Here is a 17,109-nt window from a genome sequence, read left to right on the forward strand (position 1 = left end):
GTATTAAAGGCGGAAAACGAGTTCAACCGGCGCGTCCTAATCGCATCAACAAAGAGATTCGCGCCACAGAAGTTCGCTTAACAGGCGTCGATGGTGAACAGATTGGTATTGTCAGTCTGAATGAAGCTCTTGAAAAAGCTGAGGAAGCTGGTGTTGATTTAGTAGAAATCAGTCCGAATGCCGAGCCGCCGGTTTGTCGTATCATGGATTACGGCAAATTCCTCTATGAGAAGAGCAAGTCGACAAAAGAACAGAAGAAGAAGCAAAAAGTTATTCAGGTCAAGGAAATCAAATTCCGTCCTGGTACCGATGATGGCGACTATCAGGTCAAACTACGCAACCTGATTCGCTTTCTGGAAGATGGCGATAAAGCCAAAATCACCCTACGTTTCCGTGGGCGTGAGATGGCGCACCAGCAGATCGGCATGGAAGTGCTTAACCGCGTCCGTAAAGATCTGTGCGAAGACATTGATTTGGCCGTTGTGGAGTCCTTCCCGACTCGTATCGAAGGCCGTCAAATGATCATGGTGCTCGCACCTAAGAAGAGACAGTAAGGCATTCAAGTAACAGGCTTCTCTACGCTTGCGTAGTCGGAGTCTGTTCGCCTAGCTAGCTCGTTGTAATTAACAATGCGAAGTGGATATATTCAATGCCAAAAATTAAGACAGTACGCGGCGCCGCTAAGCGCTTCAAAAAGACCGCCAATGGTGGTTTTAAGCGTAAGCATGCTAACCTGCGTCATATTTTGACCAAAAAAGCTACTAAGCGTAAACGTCATTTACGTCCAAAAGGCCTTGTATCTAAGAATGATCTGGGTCTGGTCGTGGCATGTCTGCCGTACGCATAAGTAATTTTGGTTTGAATTAAGACGATAGGAGAAGTACATGGCTCGCGTAAAACGTGGTGTGGTAGCACGTGCACGTCACAAAAAGATTTTAAAGCAGGCGAAAGGTTACTACGGTGCCCGTTCGCGCGTTTATCGTGTTGCATTCCAGGCAGTAATCAAGGCAGGCCAATACGCCTACCGTGACCGCCGCCAACGGAAGCGTCAATTCCGCCAACTGTGGATTGCACGTATTAACGCAGCTGCTCGTCAGAATGGCTTGTCTTACAGCCGTTTCATCAATGGTCTGAAAAAGGCTTCTGTTGAAATCGACCGTAAGATCTTGGCTGACATCGCAGTATTCGATAAAGTGGCATTCTCTGCACTGGTCGAAAAAGCGAAAGTAGCTCTGGCGTAAGTCAGAATGGAAGAGGGAGCTTGTCTCCCTCTTTTAATCTTTGAGTTTCTTGGCAATTAAGGCCATCGTTATGATGCATGTAGTTACTTTTCGTTTCTTTTTTTACTTTAGCGCCTGATTTCAGGAGGCTGGTGCGTAAGAATAGAAACGAAAAATAACGCCAAAGCCTCCCATAGTGGAGGCTTTTTTGTTTGTGATCTAAGCCACTTCAGGTGATGATAGAAGCAATATAACTAATAGATATCTTGCTGATTTTGTGTGAAAAATATTCTACTCATCGGTTTTTAACTCATAATATACCTGAAGTAATTGTAGTTGCAGTGTACGCCTGCAACGGCAGATACGAAGGATATAACTACAAGCGGGCCATACCGGCCAGAGGAAGAGGAAACAATGCCACATCTCGCAGAGCTGGTTGCCAAAGCGAAAGCAGCCATAGAAAATGCCCAAGATGTTGCCGCGTTGGATTTGGTACGCGTCGAATATCTGGGCAAGAAAGGCCATTTGACCCTTCAGATGACATCGTTACGTGAGCTGCCAGCAGAAGACCGCCCAGCAGCCGGTGCAGTCATTAATCAGGCCAAGCAGGAAGTACAAGAAGCACTTAATGCCCGCAAAGACTCGCTAGAATCGGCGGTCATGAACGCTCGGCTTGCAGCTGAAACCATTGATGTCTCTTTGCCAGGGCGTCGTATGGAAAATGGTGGGCTGCATCCGGTGACGAGAACAATTGATCGTATTGAAACTTTCTTTGGTGAGCTGGGCTTTTCTGTTGAGTCAGGCCCTGAAATCGAAGATGACTATCATAACTTCGACGCATTGAATATTCCGGCACATCACCCGGCTCGTGCTGACCATGATACCTTCTGGTTTGACGCCACTCGCCTGTTGCGTACCCAGACATCAGGGGTACAAATTCGTACGATGCAAGGTCAGCAACCTCCGATTCGGATTATCGTGCCAGGCCGTGTTTATCGTAATGACTACGACCAAACCCACACACCGATGTTTCATCAGATGGAAGGGCTTATCGTTGATCGCGATATTAGCTTCACCAATTTGAAGGGCACTTTGCACGATTTCTTGCGTAATTTCTTCGAAGAAGATCTGCAAATTCGCTTCCGACCTTCTTATTTCCCATTCACTGAGCCATCTGCTGAAGTGGATGTTATGGGCAAAAATGGGAAATGGCTTGAAGTACTCGGCTGCGGCATGGTGCACCCAAATGTATTACGAAACGTAGGTATTGATCCTGAAGTCTATTCAGGTTTTGCATTTGGCATGGGGATGGAGCGTTTAACAATGCTGCGTTACGGTGTCACTGATTTGCGAGCCTTCTTCGAAAATGATCTGCGTTTCCTCAAACAGTTTAAGTAAGGCGGGAATATCTCATGAAATTCAGTGAACTTTGGTTACGCGAATGGGTGAACCCAGCCATTAGCAGTGACGAATTAACCCATCAAATTACAATGGCGGGTCTTGAAGTTGATGGCGTTGAGCCTGTTGCGGGCGAATTTAATGGTGTTGTTGTCGGTCACGTCGTGGAATGTGGTCAGCATCCAAATGCAGATAAACTGCGAGTGACCAAGATTGATGTGGGTGGTGATCGTCTGCTGGACATCGTTTGTGGTGCACCGAACTGTCGTCAAGGCCTGAAAGTTGCGGTTGCGACAGTGGGCGCTGTTTTACCTGGAGACTTTAAGATTAAGGCCGCCAAGTTACGTGGTGAGCCATCAGAAGGCATGTTGTGTTCTTTCTCTGAGTTAGCAATTTCAGAAGATCACGATGGTATTATCGAGCTACCAGCAGATGCCCCAATCGGTGTTGATATTCGTGAATACCTGAAGTTAGATGATAAAACCATTGAAATCAGCGTGACACCGAATCGTGCGGATTGCTTAGGCATTATCGGTGTTGCACGTGATGTCGCTGTTGTTAACCAACTGGCATTAACTGAGCCGGATATGAGCCCAGTTGCCGCCTCGATTAATGACACTTTCCCTATCCGCGTAGATGCACCACAAGCTTGCCCACGTTATTTGGGCCGCGTAGTGAAGGGCATTAACGTTAAAGCCGCCACGCCATTGTGGATGCGTGAGAAATTGCGCCGCTGCGGTATTCGCTCGATTGATCCTGTTGTAGACGTCACTAACTTTGTCTTACTTGAGTTAGGTCAGCCGATGCATGCGTTTGATCTGGACCGTATCGAAGGTGGCATTATTGTCCGTCTAGCAGCCGAAGGCGAAGAGCTGACACTTTTGGATGGAACAAAAGCTAAACTGAATGCTGACACATTGGTTATTGCCGACCAGCAAAAACCGCTGGCGATGGCCGGTATTTTTGGTGGCGAGCATTCTGGTGTTAATGAAGAAACCCGTAATGTCCTGTTGGAGTCTGCATTCTTCAATCCACTGTCAATTACAGGACGAGCGCGTCGCCATGGTCTGCATACTGATGCCTCTCATCGTTATGAACGTGGCGTTGATCCAGCATTGCAGCATAAGGCGATTGAACGGGCGACTCGTTTGCTAATTGATATCTGTGGTGGTGAAGCAGGCCCCGTTATCGACGTCACGGCAGCGCAAGACTTGCCAAAGCGGGCCACTATCACGCTACGCCGTGAAAAACTGGATCGTTTAATTGGTCACCATGTGCCTTCTGAGCAGGTGAGTGACATTCTTCGCCGCCTAGGCTGTCAGGTGACTGAGCTAGGTACTGACTGGCAAGCTGTCGCACCAAGTTGGCGTTTCGATATGGAAATCGAAGAAGACTTAGTCGAAGAAGTTGCCCGTATTTACGGTTATAACAATATTCCAGATGTGCCGATCAAAGCAGATTTGGTGATGACAAAACACCGTGAAGCGGATTTATCTCTGAAGCGAGTCAAAACAGCATTAGTGGATCGTGGCTATCAGGAAGCAATTACTTACAGTTTTGTTGACCCAAAAGTGCAAGCATTACTGCACCCACAACAAGAAGCATTAATTTTACCTAGCCCTATCTCTGTTGATATGTCTGCCATGCGTTTGTCACTGCTGACCGGTTTGCTGTCTGCAGTAGTTTATAACCAGAATCGCCAGCAATCTCGTTTACGTTTATTCGAAAGTGGCCTACGCTTTGTACCTGATAACACAGCCGATCTTGGCGTTAGACAGGATGTCATGCTGGCTGGCGTCATTGCTGGGCATCGTTACGAAGAACATTGGGATCTGGTGCGCCAGCCAATCGACTTCTATGATTTGAAGGGCGATCTGGAAGCAATTCTGGAACTTACTGGCAAATTATCTGATGTTCAGTTCCGTGCAGAATCCCATTCGGCACTTCACCCGGGGCAGAGTGCGGCAATATATTTATCGGGGGAACACATTGGTTTCATTGGTGTAGTTCATCCTGAACTGGAACGTAAGCTGGATCTAAATGGCCGAACGGTAGTGTTTGAATTGTTATGGAACAAGCTTGCAGACCGCGCCGTGCCTCAAGCCAGCGAGATTTCTCGCTTCCCTGCAAACCGTCGTGATATCGCTGTTGTGGTAGCTGAAAACGTTCCCGCAGAAGATATTTTGGCAGAGTGTAAGAAAGTTGGCGCAAATCAGGTAGTTGGCGTAAACTTGTTTGATGTGTACCGTGGCAAGGGCGTAGCAGAAGGTTATAAGAGTCTGGCTATTAGTCTGGTGTTGCAGGATACCGCCCGTACACTGGAAGAAGAGGAGATCGCCGCTACCGTTGCAAGATGTGTAGAGGCGTTAAAACAGCGATTCCAAGCATCCTTGAGGGATTGAACCTATGGCGCTTACTAAAGCTGAAATGTCAGAACATCTGTTTGAAAAGCTTGGGCTTAGCAAACGAGATGCTAAAGATCTGGTCGAGTTATTCTTTGAGGAAGTACGTCGTGCTCTCGAGAATGGTGAACAGGTTAAACTCTCTGGCTTTGGCAATTTTGATCTGCGAGACAAGAACCAACGTCCGGGCCGTAATCCGAAGACGGGTGAGGACATCCCTATTACGGCGCGCCGTGTGGTGACTTTCCGTCCAGGGCAAAAGCTAAAAAGCCGAGTAGAGGGTGCCACTCCAAAAGAGTGAGTCTTTCTCGAAACAAAAGGCCGCGCAAGCGGCCTTTTTCTTTGGTGATCTGTTTTAAATAGCTGACTCGTCCTAAATAGCTAAAGCTTATTCGCCCTTGGCGGCACGCTGTCTAGCAGCTCAATACTGCCATCTTCATTCAGTTGCTCCATATGAATATCAAACCCCCAAAGACGATGAATATGTTTCATCACTTGTTGGCGGCTCTTATCCAGCGGTGCTCTGTCATGAGGGATATAGCGCAGGGTGAGAGAACGGTCCCCGCGTAAATCGACATTCCATACCTGAATGTTGGGCTCATGATTGCTCAGGTTATATTGTGCGGATAATTCATTGCGGATAGCACGATAGCCTTCTTCATTGTGAATGGCCGAAATCTCCAGATAATTATTTTTATCATCATCCAATACAGTGAAGAGCCGGAAGTCTCGCATGACTTTTGGTGATAGGAATTGGCTGATAAAGCTCTCGTCCTTAAAGTCACGCATCGCGAAATGAAGCGTATCCAGCCAATCCTTGCCAGCGATATCAGGGAACCAATAGTAATCCTCCTCGGTCGGTGATTGGCAGATACGCTTGATGTCTTGGAACATGGCGAAACCCAGTGCGTAGGGGTTTATGCCGTTATAGTAAGGGCTGTTATAAGGAGGTTGATAGACAACGTTAGTATGGCTATGCAAAAACTCCATCATAAACCGTTCCGTGACCTGACCTTCGTCATAGAGATGATTGAGAATGGTGTAGTGCCAGAAGGTTGCCCAGCCTTCGTTCATGACCTGAGTCTGTTTTTGTGGGTAAAAATATTGGCTAACTTTTCGGACGATCCGCAGCACTTCTCGTTGCCAAGATTCCAGCAAAGGGGCATTTTTTTCCATAAAGTAGAGCAGGTTTTCTTGTGGCTCGCTGGGGTAACGTTGGGCCTGTGCTTGTACTTCCCCACGATCTTTACGTGGCAGCGTTTTCCACAATGAATTAACCTGGCTTTGCAGGTATTCTTCGCGACTTTTTTGACGGGCAGTCTCTTCAACTAACGAAATTTTTTGTGGGCGTTTATAGCGATCCACCCCGTAATTCATCAACGCATGGCAAGAATCGAGCAGCCGCTCAACTTCTTCCACACCATAACGTTCCTCGCATTCACTGATGTAGTGGCGAGCAAACAGCAGGTAATCCACGATGGAACTGGCATCTGTCCATGCACGGAACAGATAGTTATTCTTGAAGAAGGAGTTATGGCCATAGCAGGCGTGAGCCATCACCAGTGCTTGCATAGTGATGGTGTTTTCTTCCATCAAGTAAGCGATACAGGGGTTGGAATTAATAACAATCTCGTAGGCTAGGCCTTGCTGACCATGCTTGTATTTTTGCTCGGTTTCGATGAATTTCTTACCGAATGACCAATGGGTATAGTTAATGGGCATGCCGATGCTCGAGTAGGCATCCATCATTTGTTCTGAGGTAATAACCTCAATCTGATGAGGGTAAGTTTCAAGCCGGTAATGTTTTGCCACCTTGTCAATCTGATCCAGATAGACCTGTAACAATTCAAATGTCCAGTCCGGGCCGTCAGTCAGGCGCTTATCTTGTGCAGTCTGTTTCGGTGTTGAAGTCGTCATTAGCGCATCCTCACGGTTATATAACCCTGCAAAATACCGGTACTTCAATAATCCTAGCTCATTATGAACAAATTGAGGCATGGCAAGGCCTTATGTCAATATAGATTATTTATTTATCGACAGGCTGAATAAACTAAAATGGCGTTTAACTGGATTATTATTCCGAATATATAGGGATATTAAAGAATATAAAACTAATAAATGTGGCTTGTGCAAGATGCTAATTAATCCTTCTGTAAGTAGGGATAAATTTGACATTTTTTAGCCTTTCTAACGCATAACGACATAAAAATAGAATCTTATCGCTATTTTCTAGTGGCTATTGAACTGAAAACTCATTGCAGAGTAAATTAATTGTGAATCAAGTCACAGGCTATAATTAATATGTTGGATAGTTTTTTCTGCTAGGTTAATTTTCTGTCAACAGAACATTATGCTTTTGCTGTCGTTAGGGAGAGTGATATGCGTATCGTCATTTTAGGCAGTGGCGTCGTTGGGGTTGCGAGTGCATGGTATCTGGCCAAAGATGGTCATGATGTCACGGTCATTGATCGTCAGGATGGGCCAGCGCAGGAAACCAGCGCGGGTAATGCAGGGCAGATCTCCCCCGGGTACGCCGCTCCATGGGCAGCACCTGGTGTGCCACTCAAGGCAATAAAATGGATGTTCCAACGTCATGCTCCGCTCGCCATACACCTTGATGGCAGCAGTTTCCAACTGCGTTGGATGTGGCAAATGCTCAGAAATTGCGACACCTCCCATTATATGCTCAACAAAAGTCGCATGGTACGTTTGGCCGAATACAGCCGTGATTGCTTAAAAGAATTGCGAGAAGACACCGGTATTGAGTATGAAGGCCGACAGGGTGGAACACTTCAATTGTTCCGTACCGAACAGCAGTTTGATAACGCCGCTAAGGATATCGCTGTGTTGGATGATGCGGGTGTGCCTTATTCGTTGCTAACCGCAGACCAATTGGCCACTGTCGAGCCCGCTTTGGCGAAAGTCGCACATAAACTCACTGGCGGTTTACGGCTACCGAATGATGAAACCGGCGATTGTAAACTGTTTACTGAACGTCTGGCTAAGATGGCAGAACAGGCTGGCGTCAAATTCCGATTTAATCAATCAGTCGATAAGTTGTTGGTGGACGGTGATCAAATTGCAGGGGTGCTATGTGGCGACGATATTATTAAAGCTGATGCCTATGTGGTGGCCTTTGGTGCTTACTCGACGGCCTTGTTGGCGGGGTTAGTTTCCATTCCGGTTTATCCGCTGAAAGGATATTCACTGACCATTCCAATTACCGATCCCGATTCATCTCCCGTGTCTACTGTGCTGGATGAAACCTACAAAATTGCGATCACGCGTTTTGATGACCGTATTCGGGTAGGCGGCATGGCTGAAATTGTTGGTTTTAATACCCAGTTGGCGCAAGCACGGCGTGAAACACTGGAAATGGTCGTCGGCGATTTATACCCCCATGGCGGTAATATCAGTCAGGCTACGTTCTGGACGGGGTTGCGGCCAATGACACCGGATGGGACGCCCATTATCGGGCGTACATCGCTTAAGAATCTCTATTTGAACACGGGACATGGCACATTGGGTTGGACCATGGCGTGCGGTTCAGGCCAGCTATTGGCTGATATTATGTATGGGCGTCGCCCTGCAATTTTGGCTGATGACTTAGCGGTTGCGCGATATAGCTCTGGCTTTCGGCCAGTGAATTTTACGCCGTTACATGATGTGCATCCTGTTCGCTAATTTGCGTGATCCATAATGACCGCCTTGCAGCATATGGCTAATGGGCGGTAGACCTTCACATTTTGTTCTGAAAGGAATAAGCATGCCTCGCCCGATCGCCGCTCAGCTGCACTTATCTGCTTTACGCCATAACTTGAGTCTTGTTCGCCGCCACGCAGGTACAGCAAAGATATGGTCTGTAGTAAAGGCCAATGCCTATGGCCACGGTTTGGCGCGTATCTGGCAGGGGCTGGATGCAACGGATGGCTTTGCATTGCTGGACCTCAATGAAGCGGTATTACTGCGTGAACAGGGCTGGCAAGGTCCCATTTTGCTGCTTGAGGGGTTCTTCCAACCGCAAGATCTCGCACTGTTGGATCACTACCGACTTACCACCACGGTACACAGCGACTGGCAGCTTGAGGCGATCAATGCGGCGCGCTTAACAGCCCCCCTTAATATCTATTTAAAGTTAAACAGTGGTATGAACCGTTTAGGTTTCCCTATTGGGCAAGCTGAAGCGGTATGGCAATGGGCGAAAAGCCTGAGCAATGTCGGTGATGTGACACTCATGAGCCATTTTGCCAATGCTGATAATACGATTGGCGCGGGGGAGCAATTCGCGCGTATTCAGCAAGCCAGCGGACACATTCCGGCAGCCCGTTGTTTTGCTAATTCAGCGGCCATTTTGCGCCATCCCGAGACTCACTACGATTGGGTTCGACCCGGTATTATCCTTTATGGCGCTTCTCCGAGCGGAGATGTTGCTGATATCGCCGATATGGGGCTGCGCCCAGTAATGCATTTGCACAGTGAAATTATCGCGATACAGGCGCTATCAGCGGGCCATCACGTCGGTTATGGCAGTCGTTACAGTGCCAGTAGTGCGCATCGGATTGGGGTGGTGGCCTGCGGCTATGCTGACGGTTATCCGCGTTTAGCACCCAGCGGCACCCCAATCTTAGTCGATGGCATCATGACGCATACCGTGGGGTCGATTTCCATGGATATGCTAACGGTAGATTTAACACCTTGCCCACAGGCACAGCTTGGCAGCAAAGTTGAGATATGGGGGGAAAATCTGCCGATTGATAATGTGGCCGCAGCAGCAGGAACGGTAGGCTATGAGCTGATGTGTGCGCTAGCGAGCAGAGTGCCGGTCAACGTTTGTGCTTGAAATCGTCATCGTCGCGGCCCACGAGAGAAACTCGCGGGCCAGTATTAATCGCATTGCTTCATTAGCGTCAATTTAGGGGCGTGATGACCATCTTATTTCGGCCCGAAACCCGCCGTTCTTTCCTTCGCTAAAATGCGCTGTCATACCGTGCAGTGCAGCAATACGTTGTACGATGGATAACCCTAGGCCACTACCAGTTTGCGCTTGGCCAGGGGGGCGGAAGAAACGCTCTCCCAGCCGTTGTAGGTACTCAGCGCTAACGCCGGGGCCATTATCTTCGACACTAAAATAGTGTGCATCTAGCGTGATTTTTACCGTACTGCCCTGTGGACTGTAGCGGATGGCATTATCGAGCAAATTTCTGACTAGTAGCGCCAACAGTAAAGGTTGAGCACGGCGTGGCGGCGGTGTCTGGCGGATATCTAACATCAGTTCCACGCCATTAGCTCTCGCTTTGTGATACTTATCCATCACGCCAGTTTGTAATACATCTTGTAGCGCAATGTCTTGTACATCGTCCAAGCCAGACAGTGAATCCAAACGAGAAAGAGTGAGGAGTTGATCAACTAAGCGAGTGGCACGGTCAATGCCTTCGGTGAGGTTGGATAACGCATGTTCCCGTACTTCAGTATCATCCTGTGCGAGCAGCGCGACGTCAGTTTGCACTTTCAGTGCTGCCAGTGGGCTGCGTAACTCATGGGCAGCATCTGAGGTAAAGCGACGCTCACGTACCAACATATCACCCGTACGGGCAAACAAGCTGTTAAGCGCCACAACCAAGGGTTTGACTTCACTCGGTATGCCATCCAACGGCAGCGGTGTTTCGTCTTCTGGCTGGCGATGATGCAGACGTTTTGCCAATCGCTTAAGGGGGGCCAGCTCACGTGTGACCAACCAAATCAACAACAGCACCATTATCGGCAACGCAATGACCCAAGGTAAAAGCTGAGCTTTGATAATATCAATCGCCATATCACGACGATAATCCCATTCTTGCCCTACCACTACACGATATTGACCATCTGGCGTGGTGAGCCACACTAAGCGCCACGCGTCTTTGTCGCCTTGCAAAGTGCCATTACTGAAGCCGTCTTGCTGGTAGTCATATTGCAAGTCCGGGCCATTATCACCGTCGTTCAATACCATTTTCCCCTCGGTAGTGAAAATGGCAAAGGCGAGTGCATCATCATCCACGTCACCGCGGCGATGGTGGCCCATTTTTTTGCTGCGTGGCAATTGGGGATGCTTAACCGTGAGGTCGCTGATATTAAGGGCAGTCAGGCGCTTAGCAAAAAGCATTTGCTGAGTATCGAATACCTCATCAACATTTTTACGGGTCTGATGTAAAGCTAAGAGGCTAGCAAACATCCACGTCAGGGCAATAAGGATAATGAAGCCTAAAATCAGCCGGAGTCTAAGGCTACGCGTCAGCGATTTCATGCGATATCTCCGAGCGTATAGCCGATCCCATGGACAGTACGGATAAAGTGGCCGCCAAACTTTTTGCGCAGATGGTGAATATGGACTTCTATCGCGTTGCTAGACACATCGTCATCCCAGTTATAAATCTTTTCTTCAATCAATGATCGAGGTAAGACACGGCCTTCGTTCCGTAACAGCAACTCTAAAAGCGCGAACTCTTTAGGCTTCAAATAGAGGGGTTCACCGTTGTGTGTCACGGTTAGGTTGATGGGGTCGAGCGATACCGGACCATGGGTTAAAGCCGTCTGTACTTGCCCATGGCGGCGGCGGATCAGCACTTGTAGGCGAGCAGCAACTTCAATCAGGGCGAAAGGTTTGCACAAGTAGTCGTCAGCTCCCTGTTGCAGCCCCGCAACACGTTGCTCAATGGCATCCCGTGCCGTGAGGATTAAAACAGGTTCGTCGTGACCATTTCGTCGCCAGCTACGCAAAATATCGAGACCATCCATACCCGGTAGACTCAGGTCTAATATCACCGCGTCATAGGGGGCAGTCCCCAATGCATTTAACCCTTGTTTACCTTCGGCAAACCAGTCCACGCTGAATCCCATTTTCATCAAACCGGCTTTGATCCCGTCACCAATCAGTTTGTCGTCTTCAATGAGTAATACTCGCATGGTCTTTGTCTCTTATGATGCGCGAAAGAATGTATCTAACTGTTTGCCTGTATCTAACTATCTGTCTGTATCTAACTATCTGGCTGTGATGTTGTACAGCGATAAGCCGTGTTATTCCAGCATTGTGGGCAGTTTTGAAAAATAAAAGTGGGTAAGCAGTGTCCTTAAGATTTTGTTAAGAACTCTTTGGTGTAATGCCTTCCGAAGAGCAACAACAGCCTTTGCTAATGCTGAACTAAATCTGAAGAGAGAGAAAAAATAATGAAAAAAACAGCTGCTTTATTTGCCATCCTTGCGATATGCAGTGCACCGGTTTTGGCGCAAAATGGCGGTTTTATCGACCCCAATACGCCAGTGACTCAGGCGACAACTCATGGTGGCTTTAGTGGCCCAAATGTCGGGGCGATAACGGTTGAAAAAGCCAAAACGATGAGTGATGACACTTGGGTGACCTTACGTGGGAACATCGAACAGCGTATCGGTGGTGAGCACTATATTTTCCGTGATGCGACAGGAACCATCAATGTCGATATCGATCACAAACGTTGGAATGGACTGACGATTACACCGAAGGACACGGTGGAGTTGTACGGGGAAATTGATAAAGACTGGAATTCAGTTGAACTGGATGTTAAGCAAGTGACTAAAGTTAAGTAGTCTGTGCCGTGACGGTAATGAGTCGTCATCCTCTAACGCGAGAGGATGACGACTTAATGGCTAGTTTTCGGGATGTTCGCCACCGAGTTGGGCTGTTAGTTTATTTTTTGTAATGAGCCGCGAACATGTTTGCTGGCGCGGCGTGCCCGCCATGCCAGTAAGCAACCGACTAACATGACGATCGCGAGTGACAATTTAGGTTCAATCGGCAATGCCATTGCTAGTAGTCCCAATCCCGCCCCCCCAGCCATCTGAACAAACCCGACTAAAGCGGAGGCCACACCGGCTTCATTAGCATAAGGCTCTAGTGCATAGCTCGTCGCTGGCCCCATCATAAAGGCTAAACCTGCGCAGGCACTGGCAACAGGTAACATATAGACCAACCAGTGACCTTGTGTTTCAGGTGAGAGCTGAGTCAGGCCAAATAATAGACCCACTGCGCCCAATGCCATCAGTAAACTGCCCGTCATCAGGCAGGTAGGGCGGCCCACTTTTTGGATAATCCGATTAGCAAAAAAGCTGACAGCCATGATCCAAAAACCATTAGCCCCGAAAGCGAGCGAAAATTGCAACGGACTAAGCCCAGCACCGACCATCAAGACATTGGGCGCCAATGACACATAGGTTAATGCCATGCCCATCGCGCCAGCATTGACCAGCGCGAAGGTCAGGAAACGGTCATCGCGTAAAATACGCAGATAGTTTTTTATCGGTAAGCCATTTGAAGGCTGGGTATCCGCTGGGCGTGTTTCTGGTAAAAAGAGAATTACGAGGATTAAGACCAATAAAGCGTACAGCGCGAGGAACCAGAAGGGGGCACGCCAACCGAATGCTTCGGCCAGTAAACCGCCCAACAGCGGTGCTAAGGCTGGGACGATATTTAATGTTCCATTCAGGAAGCCAAAGGCGCGAGCGGCCTCGTTGCCATTTAGCCGATCACGAACACCACTGAATGCCACGACGGCTGTGCAGCAAACGGCAACCCCTTGCACTAAGCGGGAACTGACGAACATGAATGGGTTGACCGCTAACGCGGCCATTGCAGCACCGAGCATATAAAGGATGATGCCAATGATGGCGACGGGCTTTCGCCCATACTTATCGACCATCGGCCCTGCAATGAGTTGGCCAAGACCCAGCACCAAAATGAACAAAGCGATAGTGGATTGGATCAGTGACTCACTACTGTTCAACCCTTCGGCAATGGCAGGAATGGTTGGTAAGTAAAGATCGATGCCCAGAGGGCCAAGTAAAATCAGGCTTAACAGTAGAAATAGGAATTTTTGCATGACAACAGAACAACATCCAGATGACAAAGCAGCACCGATAGAAGATAGGCTGGCAATTGAAAAAGGTTAATAAAACCCATTCAAAGCGGTGACGATGTCACTTTTTTTGAGGTTTAAGAGAAGTGAATAGGTTACTACAACTAATAATTTATCGCTTGTTATTCATCGGCTAACTTATTGCGTGATCAGTATGGGGTCCTATTAACTGGTCATATTATTAACTAATCGCTTATTAACTAATCGTGCGATGTTCTAGCCAATGCTCAAGTTTGGCAGCCGGCAGTGCTTCAGAGAAAAGGAATCCCTGGCCAATCTGATAACCTTGTCGGCCCAACAGCGCGCGCTGGGCTTCATTTTCGACCCCTTCCACTATCACAGATAGCTGTAAACTCTCCCCAATACGTATCACGGCTTCGCTCAACGTCCGGCTCGTTTCATCAGACTCGAGGTCATGCACAAAGCTCTTATCTAGCTTGATTTCATCGAGGTTTAAGCGGCGCAGGTAGCTTAGACTGGAATACCCAGTGCCGAAGTCATCCATCGAAATACGTACACCTAATAGATGAATTTTTTCAATGGTCGTGAACACCGCCGGATTATTTTCAATCAAAATGTCTTCAGTGATTTCTAATGTGAGATCCTCAGGGGGTAAATGATACTGCTGCAAGATATGGAGAATCATGTCTGGCAGGCCTAGGTTGTGGAAGTTAGTAGGGGATAAATTCACGGAAACCGAGGGAACATCAATCCCACGTAACCGCCAGTCCGCTAGCTGTTTGCAGGCGGTTTCAATGACCCACAGAGCCAGTTCATTGATAAGCCCGATTTCTTCAGCAATGGGAATAAAGCGCTGCGGAGGGATATTCCCCAATATTGGATGATTCCAGCGGCTCAGTGCTTCTACGCCATATAGCAGCCCGTTTTTTAGCATCACTTGCGGCTGATAAAATAGCTCAAGCGAACCGATATGAAAGGCATGGCGCAGAGCATCTTCCATATCCTGACGTTGTTGATTGAGATTATTCATTTCGACACTGAAGAAATTGAAATGCCCACGACCCATATTTTTCGCTTTATGCAGGGCGATATCAGCATGATTCATCAATGTATCCATATCTAGGCCGTTCTCCGGATACAAGCTAATCCCGATACTGGCAGAAGGAATAATGTTCACGTTTGCTATTTGGCAGGGCTGAGATATCAGACTGAGTACTTTTTCAACGGTAACGGTTGCTTGCTGCATCGTGCAAGGCGCCAAAATAATAATAAATTCATCACCAGACAGGCGGCCGATAATGTCACCTCTGGATAGATCGTTGCGCAAACGCTGGGCAACTGAGGCGAGCAGCTCATCACCTGCGGCTTGACCGAGTGAGTCATTCACTTGTTTGAAGCGATCTAGATTAATCACTACGACGGCAAGTTTGTGGCCAATCTCCCCAGCCAATGCAATAGCTTGCTTAGCATAAGCCATAAATTGACTACGATTTGGCAGGCCAGTCAATGAATCATAGAAGGCTAAATGTTGAATTTGTTTACGTGATTGTTCCCGTTCCATCGCTAGAGAGCACAAACTCGTAATGAGTTTGACCAACTGGTAGTGAAACTCACTAGGGCCGCGTTTTTCTTTGTAGTAAAAAGCAAACGTCCCCAGCACTTGCCCTTGGCTGGATAGAATAGGCGTTGACCAACATGCCAGAAATCCATGAGGTAAAATCAGGTGACGATAGTTCTCCCATAAGGGATCGGTGGCGATATCTTGTACTTCAACCGGTATTTTTCGAAATGCGGCGGTTCCGCATGAGCCGGCGATTGGGCCAATGGGCACACATGAAAGTGCAGCAGTGTATATCAACGGTAAACTTGGGGCAGCGAGGTGGCTAAGGTAATTCTGACTGCTGGCTTGTAAAATACTCGCGGTGACCTCTGGCGCAATACGCTCGACTTCATGGCACAGCAGCGTCATCACTTCATCGAGTGGGCGCTCTCTAACCAACGCCTCAAGGACTTTATATTGCAGCACTTCATACATTTTTGTCAGGGTGATATCGGTGAGTACCCCAATACTATAATTCGACTTACCTTGTTCACAGATTAGCGAGTTAATAACCGCTGAACACCAATGGGGTTGACGATCTTTGCTATAGAAAAGCTCTTGAGGCAGTAGCTGTTGTTGGGCCACTGAGGAGGTTGAATCCATCATAGTGAGTTGTTCAGGGTGATCGCTTTGGAGTAAATCAACCATATTCTGTCCCAGCGCCTGTTCTGGGGTATAACCGAAAAGCTTGGTAAAGCCCTGATTGATATAAACTGCACGCTGACCAAACTCACTATTTGCTGCGATAAACATCGCACTGTCACTACGATCGGTTAATTGTGTTAAAAGCTGTACCCATTCTTGCGTCGCTTTTTGTTGTTCAATTAAAAAAGTGATGTCTTTGGCAATTTTTACCATCCGAGTCACGGTACCGTCGGGGCCTGGGACGGGCTGATAAATCGCAGCCAACCAGACAGTTGAACCGTCTTTATGTAATCGTTCAAAGTGGCCTTCCAGAGATTGCCCCGCCAGCAAACATTTTTTCAGCATTTGGTATTCTTCGCTGGTGGCGTAATTGGGGTGGCAAAACATTAAATGATACTGACCAATAACTTCATCACGTTCATAGCCAAAATAATCAAGATAGTTTTGGTTAACCGCAATAATACGACTGGAAAGGTCGAACTCAATAATGGCTAATGAACTGTCTAGCGCGCTTAATAGCGCGTCGTTGTCGTTGTATTCAGACTGCGGAGCTTCTTGCAATACTGATGTTTTTTTGGGCTTCATGGTGAATTCCTATGCGAAAGAAGCGCTTGGCAGTCAATTATTTAAATAAGCTCACCTTAGTAGCCATTGAGATAACACCATTTTTTGATAAAAGACATAGGATAAAGCTAAATTTACAACAAAAATAATAAGGCGGGCATGAAAGATACGACAGTCTTATTTATCGACTCTTTATCTATCTTCAGCCGCAGAATATTGGCAACATTAACAAATTAAGTTTAGCCCATAAGTTGGTGGGTAAATAGGCGTTTTTGATGCTGGCTCGTGACAGCAGCTTCTCTATTTAAAGCTGGGGAAGAGGCGGGAATTAATCATATTTTTGAAAATAAGATGAATGCCATTACCCGACAAAACGATGGTCGGGTAATGGCAATAAT

General features: G+C 47.6%; 15 protein-coding genes and 1 other annotated feature. Of the genes, 10 read left to right on the forward strand and 5 right to left on the reverse strand.

Translation table 11 applies throughout. The features are described from left to right. Positions 1–2 precede the first annotated feature (2 nt). From infC to ihfA, 7 genes are all read left to right on the forward strand, one after another. Positions 3–554, forward strand: coding sequence for a translation initiation factor IF-3 (infC, locus tag DA391_RS10505; RefSeq protein WP_071822392.1), 552 nt, complete (start codon positions 3–5; stop codon positions 552–554). A 95-nt stretch (positions 555–649) separates the two neighbouring features. After that, the gene (gene rpmI / locus DA391_RS10510; RefSeq protein WP_002211834.1) at positions 650–847 is read left to right on the forward strand and encodes a 50S ribosomal protein L35; all 198 of its coding nucleotides are present in this window, start codon (positions 650–652) and stop codon (positions 845–847) included. Between the two features lie 37 nt (positions 848–884). Beyond that, on the forward strand, positions 885–1,241 hold the full coding sequence (gene rplT / locus DA391_RS10515; protein WP_004706556.1) for a 50S ribosomal protein L20: 357 nt from the start codon (positions 885–887) through the stop codon (positions 1,239–1,241). 69 nt (positions 1,242–1,310) lie between these two features. Continuing rightward, positions 1,311–1,433 (forward strand) — a sequence feature (Phe leader region). Beyond that, positions 1,315–1,359, forward strand: a complete 45-nt coding sequence (gene pheM, locus DA391_RS24725) for a pheST operon leader peptide PheM (protein WP_226722699.1) — start codon at positions 1,315–1,317, stop codon at positions 1,357–1,359. It overlaps the preceding feature by 45 nt. Positions 1,434–1,634: 201 nt before the next feature. After that, positions 1,635–2,618 (forward strand): phenylalanine--tRNA ligase subunit alpha, encoded by a 984-nt coding sequence (pheS, locus tag DA391_RS10520; RefSeq protein ID WP_050080651.1) that lies wholly within the window; start codon positions 1,635–1,637, stop codon positions 2,616–2,618. Positions 2,619–2,632: 14 nt separating this feature from the next. Then, on the forward strand, positions 2,633–5,020 hold the full coding sequence (gene pheT / locus DA391_RS10525; RefSeq protein ID WP_108087685.1) for a phenylalanine--tRNA ligase subunit beta: 2,388 nt from the start codon (positions 2,633–2,635) through the stop codon (positions 5,018–5,020). Between the two features lie 4 nt (positions 5,021–5,024). Then, a complete protein-coding gene (ihfA, locus tag DA391_RS10530; protein WP_004875238.1) occupies positions 5,025–5,321 on the forward strand; it encodes an integration host factor subunit alpha in 297 nt (98 codons plus the stop codon). A gap of 80 nt (positions 5,322–5,401) precedes the next feature. Here the strand turns inward: ihfA and DA391_RS10535 are convergent, their stop codons facing one another. After that, on the reverse strand, positions 5,402–6,937 hold the full coding sequence (locus DA391_RS10535) for a SpoVR family protein (protein ID WP_050080778.1): 1,536 nt from the start codon (positions 6,935–6,937) through the stop codon (positions 5,402–5,404). Positions 6,938–7,399: 462 nt separating this feature from the next. Between DA391_RS10535 and DA391_RS10540 the strand changes: the two genes are divergently transcribed. Then, the gene (locus DA391_RS10540; RefSeq protein ID WP_050080653.1) at positions 7,400–8,704 is read left to right on the forward strand and encodes a D-amino acid dehydrogenase; all 1,305 of its coding nucleotides are present in this window, start codon (positions 7,400–7,402) and stop codon (positions 8,702–8,704) included. Between the two features lie 82 nt (positions 8,705–8,786). Further along, positions 8,787–9,860: a catabolic alanine racemase DadX gene (gene dadX / locus DA391_RS10545; RefSeq protein WP_050080654.1), complete on the forward strand. Its 1,074-nt coding sequence runs from the start codon at positions 8,787–8,789 to the stop codon at positions 9,858–9,860. A gap of 72 nt (positions 9,861–9,932) precedes the next feature. Here the strand turns inward: dadX and qseC are convergent, their stop codons facing one another. Further along, a complete protein-coding gene (gene qseC, locus DA391_RS10550; RefSeq protein ID WP_050080656.1) occupies positions 9,933–11,300 on the reverse strand; it encodes a quorum sensing histidine kinase QseC in 1,368 nt (455 codons plus the stop codon). Then, a complete protein-coding gene (gene qseB / locus DA391_RS10555) occupies positions 11,297–11,959 on the reverse strand; it encodes a quorum sensing response regulator transcription factor QseB (protein ID WP_050080657.1) in 663 nt (220 codons plus the stop codon). The genes qseC and qseB overlap by 4 nt, the downstream gene beginning before the upstream one ends. 261 nt (positions 11,960–12,220) lie before the next feature. Here qseB and DA391_RS10560 point away from each other — a divergent pair, with 261 nt between their 5' ends. Next, complete coding sequence (locus DA391_RS10560) at positions 12,221–12,616, forward strand: YgiW/YdeI family stress tolerance OB fold protein (RefSeq protein ID WP_050080658.1); 396 nt, start codon at positions 12,221–12,223, stop codon at positions 12,614–12,616. Positions 12,617–12,711: 95 nt separating this feature from the next. Here the strand turns inward: DA391_RS10560 and DA391_RS10565 are convergent, their stop codons facing one another. Both DA391_RS10565 and DA391_RS10570 read right to left on the reverse strand, forming a co-directional pair. After that, on the reverse strand, positions 12,712–13,905 hold the full coding sequence (locus DA391_RS10565) for a multidrug effflux MFS transporter (protein ID WP_050080659.1): 1,194 nt from the start codon (positions 13,903–13,905) through the stop codon (positions 12,712–12,714). Between the two features lie 232 nt (positions 13,906–14,137). Next, positions 14,138–16,732: a sensor domain-containing protein gene (locus DA391_RS10570; protein ID WP_050080661.1), complete on the reverse strand. Its 2,595-nt coding sequence runs from the start codon at positions 16,730–16,732 to the stop codon at positions 14,138–14,140. Positions 16,733–17,109: the final 377 nt, after the last annotated feature.

Source organism: Yersinia massiliensis (assembly GCF_003048255.1).
Taxonomy (GTDB): Bacteria; Pseudomonadota; Gammaproteobacteria; order Enterobacterales; family Enterobacteriaceae; genus Yersinia; species Yersinia massiliensis_A.